Origin of the sequence: Paenibacillus sp. FSL E2-0190 (assembly GCF_037992965.1) — a bacterium.
GTDB classification, from domain to species: Bacteria; Bacillota; Bacilli; order Paenibacillales; family Paenibacillaceae; genus Paenibacillus_AQ; species Paenibacillus_AQ odorifer.
The window spans coordinates 4,916,646-4,934,663 of sequence record NZ_CP150306.1 but is presented as its reverse complement, the minus strand read 5'-3'; the positions used below and the strand labels follow the sequence as shown (position 1 = coordinate 4,934,663).

At 33.5% G+C, this 18,018-nt stretch carries 17 protein-coding genes and 1 pseudogene; 15 read left to right on the top strand and 3 right to left on the bottom strand.

Features of this window, described 5'->3' with window-relative positions; genetic code table 11:
- The first annotated feature begins 134 nt into the window (after nt 1-134).
- From NST25_RS21825 to NST25_RS21805, 5 genes are all read left to right on the top strand, one after another.
- Nucleotides 135-1,358, top strand: coding sequence for a restriction endonuclease (locus NST25_RS21825; protein ID WP_340392473.1), 1,224 nt, complete (start codon nt 135-137; stop codon nt 1,356-1,358).
- A 48-nt stretch (nt 1,359-1,406) separates the two neighbouring features.
- A complete protein-coding gene (locus tag NST25_RS21820; RefSeq protein ID WP_340392472.1) occupies nt 1,407-1,802 on the top strand; it encodes a hypothetical protein in 396 nt (131 codons plus the stop codon).
- A gap of 94 nt (nt 1,803-1,896) precedes the next feature.
- Entirely contained in the window at nt 1,897-2,619 is a 723-nt protein-coding gene (locus NST25_RS21815; RefSeq protein WP_340392471.1) for a hypothetical protein, read from the top strand.
- Nucleotides 2,620-2,963: 344 nt separating this feature from the next.
- Complete coding sequence (locus tag NST25_RS21810) at nt 2,964-3,593, top strand: HNH endonuclease (protein ID WP_340392470.1); 630 nt, start codon at nt 2,964-2,966, stop codon at nt 3,591-3,593.
- A gap of 8 nt (nt 3,594-3,601) precedes the next feature.
- Complete coding sequence (locus NST25_RS21805) at nt 3,602-3,961, top strand: Rha family transcriptional regulator (protein WP_340392469.1); 360 nt, start codon at nt 3,602-3,604, stop codon at nt 3,959-3,961.
- Here NST25_RS21805 and NST25_RS21800 read toward each other — a convergent pair.
- On the bottom strand, nt 3,956-4,270 hold the full coding sequence (locus NST25_RS21800) for a hypothetical protein (RefSeq protein WP_340392468.1): 315 nt from the start codon (nt 4,268-4,270) through the stop codon (nt 3,956-3,958). The two genes, NST25_RS21805 and NST25_RS21800, sit on opposite strands and share 6 nt — an antisense overlap.
- A gap of 162 nt (nt 4,271-4,432) precedes the next feature.
- Here NST25_RS21800 and NST25_RS21795 point away from each other — a divergent pair, with 162 nt between their 5' ends.
- From NST25_RS21795 to NST25_RS21770, 6 genes are all read left to right on the top strand, one after another.
- Entirely contained in the window at nt 4,433-4,645 is a 213-nt protein-coding gene (locus tag NST25_RS21795) for a helix-turn-helix transcriptional regulator (RefSeq protein ID WP_076193137.1), read from the top strand.
- 383 nt (nt 4,646-5,028) lie between these two features.
- Entirely contained in the window at nt 5,029-6,885 is a 1,857-nt protein-coding gene (locus tag NST25_RS21790) for an AAA family ATPase (protein ID WP_081387879.1), read from the top strand.
- Between the two features lie 50 nt (nt 6,886-6,935).
- Nucleotides 6,936-7,292, top strand: a complete 357-nt coding sequence (locus tag NST25_RS21785) for a hypothetical protein (RefSeq protein ID WP_076193142.1) — start codon at nt 6,936-6,938, stop codon at nt 7,290-7,292.
- 29 nt (nt 7,293-7,321) lie between these two features.
- Complete coding sequence (locus NST25_RS21780) at nt 7,322-10,489, top strand: metallophosphoesterase (RefSeq protein ID WP_340392465.1); 3,168 nt, start codon at nt 7,322-7,324, stop codon at nt 10,487-10,489.
- Between the two features lie 243 nt (nt 10,490-10,732).
- Nucleotides 10,733-11,311: a recombinase family protein gene (locus NST25_RS21775; RefSeq protein ID WP_340392463.1), complete on the top strand. Its 579-nt coding sequence runs from the start codon at nt 10,733-10,735 to the stop codon at nt 11,309-11,311.
- A gap of 559 nt (nt 11,312-11,870) precedes the next feature.
- A complete protein-coding gene (locus NST25_RS21770; protein ID WP_340392462.1) occupies nt 11,871-12,230 on the top strand; it encodes a hypothetical protein in 360 nt (119 codons plus the stop codon).
- Nucleotides 12,231-12,279: 49 nt separating this feature from the next.
- Here NST25_RS21770 and NST25_RS21765 read toward each other — a convergent pair whose 3' ends face one another.
- Nucleotides 12,280-12,534, bottom strand: a complete 255-nt coding sequence (locus NST25_RS21765; RefSeq protein WP_340392460.1) for a helix-turn-helix transcriptional regulator — start codon at nt 12,532-12,534, stop codon at nt 12,280-12,282.
- A gap of 121 nt (nt 12,535-12,655) precedes the next feature.
- Here NST25_RS21765 and NST25_RS21760 point away from each other — a divergent pair, with 121 nt between their 5' ends.
- The 3 genes and pseudogenes from NST25_RS21760 (at nt 12,656) to NST25_RS21750 (ending at nt 14,917) form a co-directional block, all read left to right on the top strand.
- Entirely contained in the window at nt 12,656-13,450 is a 795-nt protein-coding gene (locus NST25_RS21760; RefSeq protein WP_340392458.1) for a hypothetical protein, read from the top strand.
- A 271-nt stretch (nt 13,451-13,721) separates the two neighbouring features.
- Nucleotides 13,722-13,946 (top strand): annotated as a pseudogene (locus NST25_RS21755) (sporulation initiation factor Spo0A C-terminal domain-containing protein); the annotation flags it as partial.
- 251 nt (nt 13,947-14,197) lie between these two features.
- On the top strand, nt 14,198-14,917 hold the full coding sequence (locus NST25_RS21750; protein WP_312149864.1) for a hypothetical protein: 720 nt from the start codon (nt 14,198-14,200) through the stop codon (nt 14,915-14,917).
- 230 nt (nt 14,918-15,147) lie between these two features.
- On the opposite strand, the gene NST25_RS21745 is transcribed toward NST25_RS21750, so the two are convergent.
- Nucleotides 15,148-16,890: an ATP-binding cassette domain-containing protein gene (locus NST25_RS21745; RefSeq protein ID WP_340392457.1), complete on the bottom strand. Its 1,743-nt coding sequence runs from the start codon at nt 16,888-16,890 to the stop codon at nt 15,148-15,150.
- A 382-nt stretch (nt 16,891-17,272) separates the two neighbouring features.
- On the opposite strand from NST25_RS21745, the gene NST25_RS21740 reads away from it, so the two are divergent.
- On the top strand, nt 17,273-17,746 hold the full coding sequence (locus NST25_RS21740) for a hypothetical protein (RefSeq protein ID WP_076184159.1): 474 nt from the start codon (nt 17,273-17,275) through the stop codon (nt 17,744-17,746).
- The last annotated feature ends 272 nt before the right edge of the window (nt 17,747-18,018 follow it).

Here is an 18,018-nt window from a genome sequence, read left to right as displayed (position 1 = left end):
AGTCTTTGCCTGACTAATCTTGGAGACAATCCATCCAAAACTCCACATACATCATTCAAGACAAACTACGGTTCATTGTTAATCATCGCAGGGCTTACATTTTGGAACAAAAACTATTAAAAGGGGGTAATGCAATGGGAGTGGTCATTGGGAGAGGTATAAAGCTATTACTTATTGAATTAGGAGTTATATTCCCTGAACCTATTATAAACTTTGTATTACTCCCTTTGGCTATATTGTTCATAGGGTTACTGCTTATTGGTTGGATAAAATTTTTCATAGATCGACAAGTTTTGAAAAAGTGCAAACATGGAGTTCGTTATGGAGTTGTGGAAGGGATTTGTGTAGATTGTTTCCAGAAGTCTGAGAATAACAAAAACACAAAGCCTCTTGTTGAGGATGAAACCATAGTAAAGGTTAAAGGGACATTGAAAACAATCCCTGGTAAATGCCGATGCTGTTCATCTACAGTGAAAATAAGATATCAACATCAAACTATTCCTGAAGGAACAGAACTTAAATATGACGTTGAAGAAATCAAAGGATGGAAGGAAGAATATAAGAAAGTGTGCCATTTAAGCAGCTACCCCCCACAGAAGTATTATCTTGATCTGTGTGACGATTGCTATAAAGAAATGGCAATTGGGTTCGTTAAAGAAGTTGAATATGGTTCATGGCTGGGTAGCCTTGGTAAGAGTATTATTATTTTTTTTTGGATAGTGCTAATTATTTTGATTTTAGATTTAGTGCAGCTGACGCCAGATACTATTTCCTGGATCGTTGTAAGTTATTTTGGTGCCACGTTATATATTAGATACGTATTTGATAGGAAAACTACGACTGCTAGTACAAAAGCTGCGAAAGCTATGGATGAGTTTAATCGTGAAAGTGATGATATCACCAGAACATTAGCGTTAATTAATCGAATGGATAAAGAAGCTGAAGAGGCTCGTGAAAGAATAAGAGTTCGTAATGCTAGTGGAATCAATGAAATTGATAAGATGTCAGGTATAGAATTTGAACAAAGACTGGCAGCATATTTTATTCATAAAGGATTTATGGTGAAAACAACTGCCACAAGTGGTGATCATGGAGCTGATTTAATAATTGAAATTGGTAATAGAAGAATCGCAATTCAAGCCAAAAGATATGGTAAACAAAGCGTAGGCAATAAAGCAATCCAAGAGGCGATTTCAGGAAGAATTATGTATGATTGCAATGAAGCTTGGGTTATTACAACGTCTACTTTTACGAAATCAGCATATGAGCTTGCTGACAAGGCGGATGTTAAGCTTATTGATCGTTCAGAGTTGATTAAGATGTTAGGAGATTCCCTAAGTGCCGCAGCCACTTCTTGATTTGATTTTGCTGACCTAATAAGAAACCAGATGGGAGTGTAAAAGCTAATGAACAAGTACGGCAATGCAGCAATAAATGCTACGCAAATGTTTAACAACAAAGCAGCCAAAACTCCATTAGATGCATGGAATCAAACGACATTTGAACTGTTTGGAGCGAACACACCTGCGCAACGCAAAGGTTGTCCAAAGAACGCATTCCTTGGTTTATGTGAAGAGGGCTTAGTCAGAGGTGTTCCAAAAGGGAATTATACGTATAGATCGGATAGCTTGAACAAGGCTTATGCTGTTGAAGCTGTAGAGCTACTGAGAGTGAATCCAGAATTAATCAATGATAGAAATGAATTGTGGAAAGAAGTAATGGGAGGAGTCAAGAAGCAACATAATTCCCAAATGGATGTTGTATTGGCATTATGGGAGAACGGGTTAATTGTGTTGGAGTGAAAATTAGTTGGTTCTATTCAATTTACAATTATTCTTAGTATAAATAAGCACGTTACTGGAATTTTCAATTGAATTATTATAGGAGGGCGTTTTCGTGGATGAATCTCATGTAAATAGTCTCACATATAAATTGATTACAGGAAGTGATATTGAATATAAAAGAGAAGCATTTATAGAACTTCATACAGAAGAATTTTATATGTCGATGAAAGATGGACTGTTAACTTGTGAAATGAAAAAACATTATTCTCAAGTTCAAGATGCTAGGAATACTGTTGAAGTACTATTGAAAACTTGGGAAATCGATGTAGCTTTGAAATACGGGGCAGGTGAACTGGGTTTTTTATTTTTGTCTGCTGATGTTATCTCTAGAGATGAAAATAATACGGGGAGTATTACTTTAAGTGTAAAAGGCGAATTATCTGCTAGGATGGTCGTTATAAGAGGGGCATACCCTAAAGTTCCTAAAGATTTTGTGGCAAGTCCTGATGTCGAATTACTTTGGACAAGGTACAAAATGTATCTTCAAGGAAGGGATCAGTTGCTTAGTATGGCATATTTTTGTTTGAGTTATATTGAGAAATTGGCTGGTAATAGGCACAAAGTTCCCCATAAGTATGGAGTGAATTTAGAAGATCTCAAAAGATTAGGGGATCTAACCTCAGCCAGAGGAGATAAATTATCTGCTAGAAAAGGTATTAGAAATACCTTCTTACCATTAACTGATGATGAAAAGGTATGGGTAGAGGATTTTGTGAAGATATTAATTCGTCGTATTGGGGAATATGAGGCTAGTATTTCAGAACAAATAGAATAACTACCCGTTTTACGAATAGACGGTATAACCTCATGCGTAATCCATTTACGGAAACTCTTTGCTTCTGGCTTCTTGGAATCTAAAATCACATCGTACAATCCATCTTCGTTGACAACGTTTGCTTCTTGTGTTCCACCACTAGTTTGAAGGGGGTATGTTGAAATGACCCCCTGATCAAGTCTAGCTTTTACTTGACTTGTATTAGACAAACCTAAAACACCACATACATCATTCAATACAAACCACGGTTCATTGTTAATCATTACGGTTCTTACATTACGATCACCGTAGGAGAATGCATTAGATAATACTAATATTTGTAAAACGATTAAGGAGAATTCCAGATGACAATTCCACAGGGAATAACGCGTGAACATATAATTAGCGCTATAAATGAAGTTAAAAACAACGGAGTTCCTAATCACAGGCATTCTATGAGATATATTCTTGTCTACGAAGGGGAAACATACCCACCTAAATATATAGTTGGACTCGCCAACAAGTATGCGAATGGATATGAATTAGATCGAAAAGATCATCATAGTGGTGCTGAGACTAACCAATTTCTTGGGAGTTTGGGATTTGAGATAATAAAAAAAAGAACTCCAGATAATGGGCTATTACCAGGAGAGTTGCTCGAAAATAATACTTATGTAGAAGGTGCTAAAAAATCAATACTCGTGAATGCTTATGAAAGAAATCCTGTGGCAAGGGAGGCTTGTCTTAAACATCATGGTTATAATTGTGCAGTTTGTGAAATTAATTTCGAGGATGTATACGGGGAAATAGGTGAAGGATTTACACATGTGCATCATTTAAAACCGTTACATGAACTGAAAGAGGAGTATGAAGTTGATCCTGTAAATGATCTTCGACCTGTATGTCCTAATTGTCACGCAATGTTACATAAAAAAGAACCAGTATATACAATTGATGAGCTAAAAGCAATAAAACGCAAGATGGCAAAGCGGTAACGGATAGTTTGAAAATAGCGGAAGTGTTTGGGAAAGATCATGATAAAGTCATACGTGACATTAAAAACCTTGACTGCAGTGAAGAATTTACTGGACTCAATTTTGAGTTGAGTAACTATCATGACAAAACAGGCAGGGAATTGCCTAAATACTACATCACACAGGATGGCTTCTCCTTTCTTGTCATGGGATACACTGGGAAGCTTGCGGCACAATATAAGGAATCCTATATTAGAGACTTCAACCGTATGCGTGATAAGGTTCAACTTGCAAGTGAGGCTGAAAAACAAAATGGTAGAAGAAATAGAACAGCCCACATTCATACTTTGATGTATGATGTGGGCTGTTTTTTTGTTTCTAGTCTATAATTTAATAAGCCCACTCTCTACAATATCGTATCCTGGTTCTATCCATCGAAAAAGACCATCACTACATTCCACTATTTCTGGTATCTCAACTTCATCTACGCATGACCACCACATTAATTCATCTCTACGTGCTAATCTATAGTTTTCATGTTGTTGAGCTTCCTGTTTGTCGAATGTGATAGTTAGCTTCTTAGACTTGATCCGTGCTCCATTGTGGAGAATTTCCTTCAAAGAGCCCTCATAGGCATAAGCTGTTTTTACATTAGAAAATGTGATCGTTATGTCCAACTTAGTTTCGGTATTTATCATTATTTAATCCTCCATTTCAATTGTTGCCCCGTATGTATCGGCTATATTACTAAACTTTGCGATTAGATAAATAAGAATGTATACTAGGGCTGGCTGCAACAATATACCGACATCGGTATATTGTCAACTGCATATTTTCATGGAAAATCGAGGGGAAAACATATGAAATTAAGGATTAAGCTTCAGGATATCCTTGCTGAAAGAAAAATGACTCAGGTTCAGTTGTCCAAGATATCTAATGTGACTCAAGCTAAGATATCTAATTTATGTAATAACAAATTCAAGGAACTCAACATTGGTATTATTGAGCGAATAGCGGAAGCATTGGGGATAGATGACATTTCGGTGCTCATGCAATTGGAGGAGTGGGAGTAGTTAAGGGAGATATTTAGGGGATGTAGTGTTCAACCGCGCTGTAGTGTTATATATTCACGTTAACCTGTCTTATTTTGAAAAATAAAAATGTTGGAAATTCAAAAAAAATTTGCACTCTTACGTTAGCGATTCAACGGCAGAGTGCATTTTTTCGTTCTCCAAGGATTCTGTAGATTCAGCGAAGAATATGGGATATGGTTGACTCGCCAGAGTAGATAAAATTCAAGTTTTATCTATGTTCAATTATACATTAATCTCTATATATTCAGTGAATACATAAAAGCTTACGAAATTTATCTATTTGATATTATGTTATAATGTGGAAATGTTGAGAAAAATGGATATGTTTGATTCTAAAAAATTCATTAAAATTAAGGAGTCGGATGATGTATATTATAAACTCTTTGTTGGTAGAAGAAATCAAAGATTATTACATCTTAGAATCTGAAGAAGAGCGTGAACTCGAAATTTTGGATAATTTATCTAAAATAAATATTTTTGTAGGGTCTAATAATTCAGGTAAAAGTAGAATGTTAAGAGAAATATTTAAAATTGGAACTAATTATATAAAAACAAATTTTAATTTATTAGAGTTTAATCATTTAGTTGAGGCTTTGAAAAAGAATATCCACGAGATTATCCTGAAATATAATATTGCTGATTACAATGGATTTTTGCAAGATTGTAATAATTTAGAAGAGATTGATTTTATTCAAGAGGACATCAATTTTTTACAACCTATTTTATCTTTTATAGTTAGATTGATCAATATGCAGGGACAAGGTTCTATTACGACTAGTAGTTACACTTCGACCTTTTATCAACATGAAAATTTAAATCGTGATCTTAATGAGTGTGGTATTAAATTCAAACTGGAACTTGAAAAAATTATAGGTGATGAACCTGAACAGTACAATTTTAAGAAAATATACATTCCTACGTTACGTGGCTTAAGACCGTTTGAGTCTGAAGATGATATATATCATCTTCGAACTAAAAAAGATTATTTCCGTGATAAAGAGCAACTTGATATATTTACTGGACTTAGTTTGTATAATGATCTAAAAAAATTGCTTCTTGGGAAATTAGCGGATAGAGAAGTGGTTTCGAAATTCCAAAAATTTTTAGGAGATACTTTCTTTGAAGGAAAAGAAGTTACCCTAATTCCATATATAGATTCAGATGTGGTTTCTGTTAAAATTGGTGATGAAAATGAAAAGTCAATCTACAACTTAGGTGATGGCATCCAATCTATTATTATTTTAACATTTCCATTGTTTTTAAATGAAGGTGAAAATATGCTTATTTTCATAGAAGAACCAGAATTGTATTTGCATCCAGGACTTCAAAGGAAATTAATTGAAACCTTTATGAAATTTGAAAATTTTCAATTTTTTATTACCACGCATTCTAATCATTTCCTTGATATGACTTTAGATATTCCTTATGTTTCAGTGTATACGTTTAAAAAAGAATTTGATGAATCTGTTAATTCCCGAGAGAAAGAAGCTAAATTCATAGTTGATAACGTTAGTAATGAGGACAGTAATGTATTGGAACTACTAGGGGTTAAGAATTCTTCAATGTTTTTAGCGAATTGTACTATTTGGGTTGAAGGAATTACTGATAGATTTTATCTGCGTAAATACTTGCAGATTTATCAGGAGTCTTTAGGTGCTGTAGACAATGATAAATTTCGTGAGGATTATCACTATGCTTTCGTTGAGTACAGTGGAAATAATATAACGCATTGGTCATTTCTTGATGATGAGGAAGCTGATGTCGAAAATATAGTAAAATCAATGAATGCTGAGAAAGTTTGCGGAAAGCTATTTCTTATTACAGATAAAGATAGTGACGTAAAGAAAGATAGGCAGGATAGGCTAAAAGAAAAGCTTGGAGAAAGATTCTATTGTTTAGAATGTAAAGAAATTGAAAACCTTCTTAGTGTTGATGTTCTGAAGAAAGTTGTAAGTGATTATGAGAGAAAATCAGCAGTATTTAATCGTAATATTAGTGAAGCAGACTACAAAAATAAATATATTGGTAAATATATAGACGACCATCTTGTTGACAAAAAAAGAAGAGGTAATTATGGAGATAAGTCAGGAACTATTAAAAATAAAGTGAACTTTTGTGAGAAAGCTTTGAGCCATATACACAGTATTGAGGATATGTCTGAAGAGTCGATAGCACTCGCTAGAAAAGTATATGAGTTTATTAAGGATAATAACCAATAATCAAGTATCATTTTTAATTTAAAACGAATGTAAAAGAGGGGAAGAAAAAAATGAGTTTATCAATGTCAGAATGTAAGGTTTGTAATGGATACACAGAATTTGTTATCTATACTGGAAAAGCTTTTAATTCACTTGATGATATATATTCATCGATTTTGGTTGGTTGCAATTTTTGCGAAAAAAGAGGGACAATAGATGAAAAGTTAAATACTGATTTGCGAGCAGATTTCTTTAAGGATCAAATAAAAGAGGAATACGGAGTATCTGCATACATTAGAGCGTTTGAACCTAAATATCCAACATTCAGGCATTATTATCTAACTATGATTCAACCAGCTATCCAAGCAGGCATTAGGAGCAAGCTAGAGTATGATAAATGGTATTCGGATAAGGATAATACTAAATAAATGAATAATAAGTATAAGGGAGTGATCATGTGTTAAGGGTAGTTCATCTTTCTGACTTCCATTTCTCAAAAGATTCTAAGCGTGACTTTGAACTATATTGTATCAAACCCCTAATTGAAGATTTAGCGAGAATAAATCAGGATAAAAAGATAGATTTAATTATTTTTTCAGGAGACTTGATAGATAAAGGTGGATTAAGCTTTGGGCAAGAAAAGATAGATTTAGCATTTTTAGAATTTGAAGACTATGTTATTAAACCAATATTAGAAGAATTAAATCTTTCAAGAGACTCTTTTTTATTTGTACCTGGTAATCATGATATTGATAGAAAAGCAGATACAGAGCGTATGGAGAAAGCTCTTAATGTAACTTTGACATGTACAGAAGATGTGAACAAATACATTGATGATGATGATCTAACAGACGGATCAAAACGAATCATAAAGTTCAAAGAATTTGAAAAGTCATACTATTCTGGAACAAGGCATGATATTAGTAATTTTGCATCGACCTTTAGATTTAATTTTGATGGTTTAAGAGTGGGGGTAAGCTGCTTCAATTCTTCATGGAGATGCTGGGACAGTGATAAAGATAAAGGCAAAATATTGTTGGGTGAGAGACAAGTTGAAAATGCTATTGAAAAATTAGAAGGACTTGATTTGAAACTAGCAGTAATTCACCATCCACTTGATTGGCTAAACCAGTTTGAGAAGAAAAACGTTGAGAATCTAATTCATAAATATTACAACTTAATGTTTTGTGGTCATGTACATGAAGGAGAAAGCGAATACAAAACTAATATGTTTGGAGGGACTCTCTTAGTATCTGTGGCTCCAGCAAACTGGAGTGGTGGAATTCGTAGCGACGATCGTGCGTATTCCAATGGTTATGCATACATAGACTATACATCCGATAAAGTTGTTCTTACTAATAGAACATATTTTCATACAAAGAAATCTTATGGTCCCAACATAGCGTTAGGAAACGATGAAGGAAAGGCTATTTACTATTTACCTAATACCACAGTATTAGAGTCATTGAATAGTGCTAAAGAGATATGTGAGACTATTCGTAATGAGCAATTTTCTCAGACTAGTGAACATTTACTAAGTTTCCGTACTGAAACTTTGGCACCTAAAGAGATAAATAAACTATTTGTATTGCCTTTACTTACTACACAACTGAGCAAAGATAAACAAAAAATCTATACGCTAGATGAAATATGTTCTTTAGAACATCATACGCTTCTCTCAGGACCTAAGGAATCAGGTAAGACAATACTTCTAGATAAGCTTATGATGGAATTCACTGATAATGTATTTAAGTATAAAAAAATACCAGTTTTTATTGATTTGGAAAATTCTTCTAGTCGAATTGAGACTGAGATTAGTCGTTTTTTGAATATAAAAATAAGAAAAGTTGAAGAACTCTTAAATAATCATGAAATTGTATTATTAATTGATCAATTATCTACAATACCAAAAATAAAGACGAAATTAAATGCATTAAATCGATTTTTGGAAGAACACAAAAGTGTCCGTGTTATAGCAACTACTACTTCATTAATTAGTAGCGATATACCTATAGAATTTAAAAGCTATTCGGTACTTTCTCGTATGTTTTCAATACAAATCAATTTGTTTAAGTCTAAACAAATTAGAGAATTGACCAGTAATTGGTTCTCATTAAATCCTCATTATAATAATCCTGACAGTTTAGATGAAATAATTAAAGTTTTCAACAGATTAGATATTCCTAGAACTCCCCTTGCAGTCTCTATGTTTTTATGTATTTTTGAATTTCAACCTGGCATTTCACCTATAAATAACTCAGTATTATTAGAGAATTTTATAGAAATTCTTTTTGAAAAACATGCACCTAAGGAAATGTTTTCAGAAGAATTTAACTATAAAAATAAAATAAGACTCGTTTCAGAAATTGCCTACTTAATGTATGAGCTCAATGATCAAAACAAGAGGATTAAAAGGATTCAACTTATTTCTTTTATACAGACCTACATGATCAACAGGAGGTTTGATTTTAAGGCAGATGAAATATTGATAGGATTAGAGAAGGTTGGATTATTTACTGAAGAATTTGATAAAGGTGAATATTATTTATCATTCCGATTCAAATGTTACTATAGTTTCTTCCTTATGAAGAACATGACCTTTAGAAGTGGATTTAAAGAAAAAGTATTTTCACAGGAAAGATATTTACATTTTATGGATGAAATAGATTATTACACTGGCGTGAAGGGTGACGAAGAAAATCTTTTATTAGAACTAAAGGACAGAATGCTAGAAAAATTCAAAGGCATTGTAGAAGCATATACTCCTTTAAAGAATCTTGATAGTATTTTTTTGAATTCAAACAATATACTTGCAGCAAACTTAAGTGAAGAATTTTTAGAAGTAATAGATACTACAAAAGATGATACAGAAGATTCTTTAGACGAAATAAATGATACAAGGCTGGAAATGTCAGCTTCTCTCCAAGTCTATAGTGAAAAAGAAAATATGGAGTTAACTCCATATCAACAAATCGAAAGGTCATTGATGATAGTTGCAAGAGTCTTAAAGAATACTGAAGAAACAACTGATGGTAATTTGAAATCATCTTGCTATAAAGAATTGATACATTGTTCTTCTGTTTTTATAAGTTTAGTAAGGTTATTATTAGAAGATAATAAATCGCAAAATACTGATGTTATAAATGATGAAGTGAAATTAAGTGAAATTGAGAATTTTTTAATAGATTATTTACCAGTAGGTTTGCAAATTTTCTTGCAAAATTTAGTTTCTTGCTCAAAGCTCTATGTAGTAATGGAGGATGATGTTAAGGAAAAGCTAAATTCACCTAATTTATACTCGGAACTTGAGACTATGATTTCTATTCTTTTATACTCGGATTCAAAATCAACTGCTAATTTGAAGTACTTAAAAGAGTTTTTGAAATTGCATAAACACAAATATATTAAAGAAAATCTTTTAATGAAATTGTTATTTAATTTCCTTACCAAGCCCAAAAACAGTGTGCAGGAAAACGAGTATCTGAATATGTTAGGTGAATTGGCTTCAAAGGGGCAGAGTCAGATAAATAAAGGTATAGTAAAAAGTAGAATAATGAATAAATATAGGGAAGACAAACTTAAAAGAATTCAGAATAATGAGTTAGATCAAGATTTTGAGCAGTGAAAAACCAAATGATTTTCTGAGAACATTATAATTACCGATTAGCTTTTTTGATAGATTACAAGAAAGGATCGTTTTTTCAAAAACGAATGTTTATGAGACTATTTTAGCCGATACGCTAATTTAGCGTAAAAATACTTAAATGATGTATCAAAACCCTTCTCATTATCAAAGTAGCAAAAGACTGGACATTTTAGCTTTTGAAATGTACAGTCTGGGCTGGGTAAATAATGAGGAGGTTTTTTTATGGCGTATATTGGATATGGACGTGTGAGCACCCTTGATCAATCTTTAAATTTACAAACGGATGCATTGACTAAAGCAGGTTGTATAAAGATATTTGATGAGAAAGTTTCGGGGAAAAACGATGATAGACCGGAACTTGCCAAAGCCTTAGACTATCTTCGTGAAGGTGACGCGTTGGTAGTGTACAAACTAGATCGTTTGGCAAGATCAACAAAGAAGCTCATTGAATTGAGTGAAGTGCTTGAACAAAGAGGAATAGAACTAATATCCATACGTGACAACATAGATACGACTACAGCAGTAGGGCGTGCAATGTTCAAAATGCTTGCGGTGATCGCGGAGCTTGAACGTGACATTATTAGTGAAAGAACTATGGCTGGGTTGGAGGCTGCAAGAGCAAGAGGGCGTTTAGGTGGAAGACCTAAAACAGAACAGAGAAAATTGAATCAAGCAATCAAGCTATATGAAAGTAAACAACATTCCCTTAAGGAAATAGTGGAGCTAACTGGTGTGTCTAAGCCTACATTGTACAGAGAATTGCAAAAATTAAAGAGCTTAGTAAAGGAGCCTTCATTGTGAAGGTTTTTTATTTTCAAGAAAGAGAGGGGGGGATAGTTAAAACCCCTAAAATTCATTTTATTACTCGTCAGGTAGGGGGCACTGTAAGGCGGCGCAGATAAAAAAACCTGGAATATATTGATAATTTAATTCGTGTTTGCTATAATTATACATGTACAATTAATTGAATATATACTACCAAACGCAGAAGCACTGCTGAATCTTAGACGTTAAGTCTTTGATTTAGTATGTGCTTTTTTTTCGTTTGTAAGGAAGGAGTGACAAAAATGATAGGTCAGAAGATTACAAGCAATAACGAGTTGCTACGATGTAAAGAACAGCAACAGATTTTAGAAATATGGATGAATGGCGTACTAGAGGAGAGATGCTTAATCGCCAGCTTTAACGAGGAAACAATTAAAACGATGCAAGGATGTTATTATCCGCGGAGTAATATTACTTTGCTAAAAGGTAGAGCGACTAAGGTCTATGAATTTAAAAAAATGATAACATATTGAAACGCTGGATAAATATTCTTCGTAACATAGGCATGGTTAACTTTAACAGTGGAGGAATGGAAATGGATAAACAATTAACCCCTCGAAGAATTATTGCTTTGATTATGATATTAGTAGGTTTGGTTCTTTATTTTGATGGTAGGGACTTGAAAGTGACAGCAGACAATACTATGAGTTATATAATGTCACCAGCAACTGAAATCATCAATAATCCTGAGGCTCTTCCAAACTTTGATGCTGAAACATATCTTAATACTTCAATATCTGGGATGGTGGGGCTGAGTGTTGATATGATTCAATTCGCTGGCGAAGCAGAAACAGGTATAGGGGCGATCTCCGTAGGATTTATTTTATTTTTCGTCCGTACAATGGAATGGGAGAAGAAGTTTTATAAGTACATAGCTTCTTTGTTCTTACCATAAAAAGATGGGAGAGAAGGCATTTGGATAAATCATCCGAATGCCTTTTTATTTAGTATTGTGTCCGATTAGATTGATTCTGTCTTTCAAATTCTATCTCTACGAGTCTCACTAAATCAGAAGGGTTCATACCTAGTCCTTTTGCAATATCAAACAAGCTAGTCAAAGTAGGTTGGTATTTTCCATTTTCAAGTTCTGAAATATAGCTGCGTTCTAATGTGCTGTCTACAGCAAGTTGAGCTTGGGTAATGTTCTTATTAATACGAAGACTTTTTATAACTTTTCCGAATACAGCTTCAAGTGGCAAAGGAAAGACTCCTTTTACATCTATTATCCGAAATATTGAACGTTTTAAATGTCTGGTATACTCGACAAATAGGAATATTATAGAATATAATTATTTAAATAGAACTTATGGAGGGGTAAAAGTGAGAAAGGTAATATTAGGTTTATTTTTTTGTGTAGTATTAATATCAGGGTGCTCATCTCAAATGAAAGAAAAGCCAGCTGACATTAGTCAAGATATATGGAATGAGAGTATCCAATACGCAATCATGGCGGATCAGTTCAAAGGGGTAGATGGTGATATTGATTTAGTCGATTTAATGGCGAATGCAGGGAAATTAAAATATTTAAAAGATCAAAATACGAATGAGCAAGATCTAACTAATAATGTACGTAATATGGTAGTTGGGAAGTTTGAAGAATACTATGGGTATGAAAATGGAGTGAAGAATTTTAAAGAGGCGAGAAAAGCTGTTGTAAGTATTATTGGTGAAGGGATGTTAAACAAGAAGAATCTGAAGGACGATTATGCAAATGGAATAAGTAAAAAGTTGGACGCAGCGGAAGATAAACCTGAGGGGTACTCATACAAAAAAGCCTACCAAGAAGAGCATCGACTAAAAGCTAAGGACGTCCAGTATGACATGAAAAATAATTTGGATAAGGACTTCGTTGTGGAAGGAACAGCTACCATTAATGATTATTATAATTATGGGTTTGGTAGTGATATTGAAGCTAAATATTTTTGTGCTAGGGTAATTCCTGACGATGGATCAGACAGTTGGTACTTGTATTTCCATAGAGATAGTTTCAAGGATTTATTTGAATCTTTGAAATCCAAAGATATTCACGTAACTACAGTATCTAAAATTCCTAGTAATAGGTATGAAGAAGGTCAAGGCAACATGGCGGAGGTTCAAAAAGTAAATTGGAGATAGTTATAAAAGGTTAAGAGCTATGGATGATTCCATGGCTTTTTTGTATTGAAGTGAGGTGTATCGCTCTTATATCAAGGCAAAAAAGCACCATTTTGGTGAATATGAAAGCCGATTAAAGGACTTCACTCTCTTTTCAAACAGTAATGGATAGTATTAGGGGACTGGATTAAAAACATGTGATATGATACTCTGGTTTTGTAAATCGATTTAGGCAATAAATGTTAAGAAGGAAACCCGATAAATAGTGGAAATAGCTCAAAATAATATCGGTACGAAGACACTCTACCCAGCAATCGCTGAGAAGTTCAAAACCACGCCTTCACGCGTAGAACGCGCGATCCGCCACGCGATTGAAGTCGCTTGGACCCGTGGCAACATTGACTCCATCAGCCATTTATTCGGCTACACCATTAATATCTCCAAATCTAAGCCTACTAACTCGGAATTTATTGCCATGGTAGCGGACAAGCTGCGGATTGAGCATAAGGTTAGTTGAAAGGGTTAGGGGCAGTGCGGGGTACAGTCAGTATAAAATCGATAAACTTGTTTTGAACCGATAAACTTTTTTAAATCTCGCCCGATAAACCTAAATGGTTTATTGGGTTTTGTTTTTATTTAAAGATTAGCCATCTTATAAATGGTGAAACTCAAGCAGGGGCTTAGAACAATCGGGCGAGCTGGTTAAATAAACCAATCTTCTATCAGATATAGGGAACTACATTTGTGAGTTAAGTCGGAGGAATCTTCATGAATTATTACGAATCAGGTGTTGAAAGAATTAAGAATATTGATGCGAATTTATACATTGGAATTTCAAAAAAAAGATACGAAGAAGTAAGATCTAGAGGTGAATATGAAGCAGATGCTAATTTGATTGCAGAGTATTACCGTAGAGTCGGCGTGTTTTTGCAGTTTATCTCTAAGGAAGCAGCAAGTATATACATAGGTATGGATATGTTATTAGGTTTTAAAATGGAGGAAAATGAGTGGGACATTTTCTTAGAAACGTGTCCGAATTTTAATAAAATTGATATTATGCTTATGAAATTAATAAGTATACATTATTTACGCTGGTGCTCTTTGCTTGATGCGCGCGACAATATCGCATTGCAGTTTCCAGATATATATGAACCGATGATCAAATTATTTGAGAGAGGTGGGGGACGGATTAATACCCATCACCACGAACTGGTTGGTGGATTTGGAGCTTTTTCACGCTCTATTTATGCAAATAGAGGAGATATGACACCTTTTGATATAAGCGATGTTGCTCTAGAAAATATAATTAAGGAAGTAGAACTAGCAGAAGGTTACTTAGCGGACTACAAGAACGGAAATTTATCAGAAAATAATTGTATCCGCTGTGGTAACAAATTATTAATCCTACCAAAATTATCGGATTATGGTTATAAATGGTATAAAATTATATGCGAGACCAAAGACTGTTTTGATAAAAATTTCTCATGATACTTCATTATAGTTATATCAACCAGAGAGATGAAGAGAAGTTTGGCAAAAAATGTGTTGGGAAAGATTTTTAATGATAAGTGAACCACTGTCCCGGCATGAGCTATCAATAAAATCAATGCAGTAAAAAGACACTGAGATCTATTCATCAGTGTCTTTAATGTGGATACTTTTCCACCAACATTTTATTTCATCGTTCTTGTAATCATTTTCATTCAGAAGGTTGGAATTTAAAGTAACTTAATCAGCTCTTCTAGCTCGTCAACCATACCTTTCGCAAGTTCAAAATTATTGTCTTTTAAAGCTAATTCTATTTTCATTTCAACTGCTTTTTTATTTTGTTCATTTTCTAAATAATCTTTATCAAAATGACTGGCATAAATCATCTTTCTGAATTTTCGCATACTCATTTTTCTAATCGTCTTCTCGTCAATGATTAGTACATAATCCATCCCATTTACTACAGAATAGAAATCATGAGAAATCATGAGAATTGCACCTTTATAATCTTCAATGGCTTTCTCCAGTGCGATTTGTGTATAGGTGTCTAAATGGCTTGTCGGTTCATCAAGAAGCAATAAGTTTGCTTTGCTAGCAGAAACTTTCGCCAATTGCAGTATATTTTTTTCGCCACCAGATAAAGATTCTATCTTTTGAGTAAGAATTTCTCCTTCAAAGCCATAGTTTGAAAGATGTGCTCTAATCTCGTCATAAGTTGCAAACCCGGCATCGATGAAGTCTTCTAGTAGGGTATTAGAATCCTTTAGCACTTCGTCTTGAAGCTGAGAAAGATAAGCCACTTTAATATCAGCATTTATTTCAATTGAATCATGATTATTTTTAAAGATATCTCGGAGTAAAGTCGTTTTCCCGGTACCGTTTGGACCGATAAGGGCTACTTTATCTGTAGGTTTCATCTCAAAGTTAACATTTTCTAAAATCAACTCATCAAAGGAAACACTATAATTATTCACATTTAAAACAGTGATGTCTTCTTCAAATTCATTGTCCACACCAAAACTGATTTTTGGTTGCTTAATATCAACGAATGGCGCTTTAATTTTTCGCGCTTCCAATCTTTCTTGAAACTTAACCCTAGCTTTTAACGCTCTCCCTCTAGATGCTTCTGAATTATAGGTTGCGATCGCTCTAAGATTATCAATAATGTTATCGTATCTCTCTATTTCTTCTTGTTCAGCGACTGCGATTTCTTGTAACTCAATTTTCGTCTGAAGTAATGAGAAGTTATACTCAATATATCGCCCATCGAACTCTTGGATCTCCATGTTTTCAAGGTGTATAATTTTGTTAAAACAATGATTCAATAGATAACGGTTATGCGTAACAACTAGCAATATTCCTTTGTGAGCATTAATCAGATTTTTAAGTGCATTTAGGTTTTCAAAATCTAAAAATACATCGGGCTCATCCATAATCATTAAGTCTGGGCTAGTCAGCATTTCCTTCATCACTTGAATAAGCTTGAATTCCCCACCACTTAGGTCGGATACCCTAACATCTTTTAGCTTCAAGAGGTTGGCTAAATTTAGTTTCTTATTAATATTGCTTTCAAAATCATTTCCATCCATTAAATCAAAGGCATCTAGAGCTAATTGATACTTTTCGAGTAATGAATCAATATCTGATGATGTTTCCATTTCAGTGAGAATCGCTGTTATTTCATTTTGTATCTTAATAAATTCTTCTCCTATATATTCAAAAACGGTTGTTTCTTTAGATTTGTCTAGTTGCGAAAACTGACTTACATATCCAATTTTGCAGGTGGGGTCCATCTCTAGCTTGCCTTCGAACAAATATTTTTCTGGATCCATCAGTATATCGATCAGTGTACTTTTACCACTGCCGCTTGTTCCTATAAAAGCGCAATGTTGTGCTTCTTCAAGCGTAAATGAAATGTTTTTATATAGTTCTTTTTGCGGGAATGCGAAGGATAAGTTATCAACTTTTATCATAGTGTTACCTTTCTTAACTAAAAATAGTGACTATTATAAGATGTATTGAAGAGTACAGATTTTGAGTTTACCGTTGATAGAGTAACATTGTTTACAAGCAACTTCAATCATTTCGCATTAAAGGTATCAAAATCATCTGATAATACAATCTTACAGACTGATAAATCATGGTCATAAAACCTATAAATACCTAATGGCTACAACTCGGAATTGATTGCCTTGGTAGAAGATAAGCTGCGGAAAATATTCCATTTAATGTTATAGTGGAATTAGTAGGATAAATCCTTTGTTATTTTAGATACGTACATGCTTGAATTTATTAAGGAGAATCATAGCTACAGATGTAAATAATCTAAGTGTAATATTTAATTATGGAGGGAATATGAAATTTCATTTGAGATATGTAATACTATCTTTTTGTGTATTCTTCTTTTTGTCAGGATGTAGCTGGAATGCAATCAATGAAAAAGAATTAGATCAATTTATCGAAAGTGAAAATTTGGATTATGTATCTATACAAAAGTTAAACGACGAGGAATATTACATTTTTAGCTTGCCCTATATTTATATTTATCGTAGCGCTTCTGACTATACTAAATCTACGGCTATGATACGAGATGAGATAGCTATTGGTGGTTTAGAGAAAGGTTCAATTGGCCTTGTAATTAATAATACGCAAGTTTTAAAAGATGCTAAAACATTTTCAGTGGTGATTGACAGTAAGACTCGTGAGTATGAATATACAGGTGGAAAATATCTAATTATAAAAGATAGTAGGATTTGGAATCCGACTGCTCAATTAAAAATTATTTTCTCAAATGATAAAAACGAAACAATATTTGAATCAGATTATTAAAGAAGATTTATTGGTGTTTACTACTATTTACATATTCTTATTTTGCTGATTTTCTATTACATGAGTATCACTTGAAAATACATATAAGAACCTTCTTTGCGTATAACCTTCATGCGTAATCAACAAAGTAATTACGTAGATTATGATGATACTTATCTTCAAAGTTAAATTGGTAAACAAATAAGGAGAACTCTTTATGACAATCCCATCAGGAATAACACGTGAACACGTAATCAGTGGTAAAATATTCCTTGGCTATCTTTGTTTATGTT

What these genes read in the sequence shown, in the direction of transcription:
- NST25_RS21820 (WP_340392472.1), top strand. Translation starts at nt 1,407, where the DNA reads ATGAACAAGTACGGCAATGCAGCAATAAATGCTACGCAAATGTTTAAC.
- NST25_RS21775 (WP_340392463.1), top strand. Translation starts at nt 10,733, where the DNA reads ATGGCGTATATTGGATATGGACGTGTGAGCACCCTTGATCAATCTTTA.
- NST25_RS21810 (WP_340392470.1), top strand. Translation starts at nt 2,964, where the DNA reads ATGACAATTCCACAGGGAATAACGCGTGAACATATAATTAGCGCTATA.
- NST25_RS21740 (WP_076184159.1), top strand. Translation starts at nt 17,273, where the DNA reads ATGAAATTTCATTTGAGATATGTAATACTATCTTTTTGTGTATTCTTC.
- NST25_RS21745 (WP_340392457.1), bottom strand. Translation starts at nt 16,890, where the DNA reads ATGATAAAAGTTGATAACTTATCCTTCGCATTCCCGCAAAAAGAACTA.
- NST25_RS21750 (WP_312149864.1), top strand. Translation starts at nt 14,198, where the DNA reads ATGAATTATTACGAATCAGGTGTTGAAAGAATTAAGAATATTGATGCG.
- NST25_RS21770 (WP_340392462.1), top strand. Translation starts at nt 11,871, where the DNA reads ATGGATAAACAATTAACCCCTCGAAGAATTATTGCTTTGATTATGATA.
- NST25_RS21790 (WP_081387879.1), top strand. Translation starts at nt 5,029, where the DNA reads ATGATGTATATTATAAACTCTTTGTTGGTAGAAGAAATCAAAGATTAT.
- NST25_RS21800 (WP_340392468.1), bottom strand. Translation starts at nt 4,270, where the DNA reads ATGATAAATACCGAAACTAAGTTGGACATAACGATCACATTTTCTAAT.
- NST25_RS21785 (WP_076193142.1), top strand. Translation starts at nt 6,936, where the DNA reads ATGAGTTTATCAATGTCAGAATGTAAGGTTTGTAATGGATACACAGAA.
- NST25_RS21825 (WP_340392473.1), top strand. Translation starts at nt 135, where the DNA reads ATGGGAGTGGTCATTGGGAGAGGTATAAAGCTATTACTTATTGAATTA.
- NST25_RS21795 (WP_076193137.1), top strand. Translation starts at nt 4,433, where the DNA reads ATGAAATTAAGGATTAAGCTTCAGGATATCCTTGCTGAAAGAAAAATG.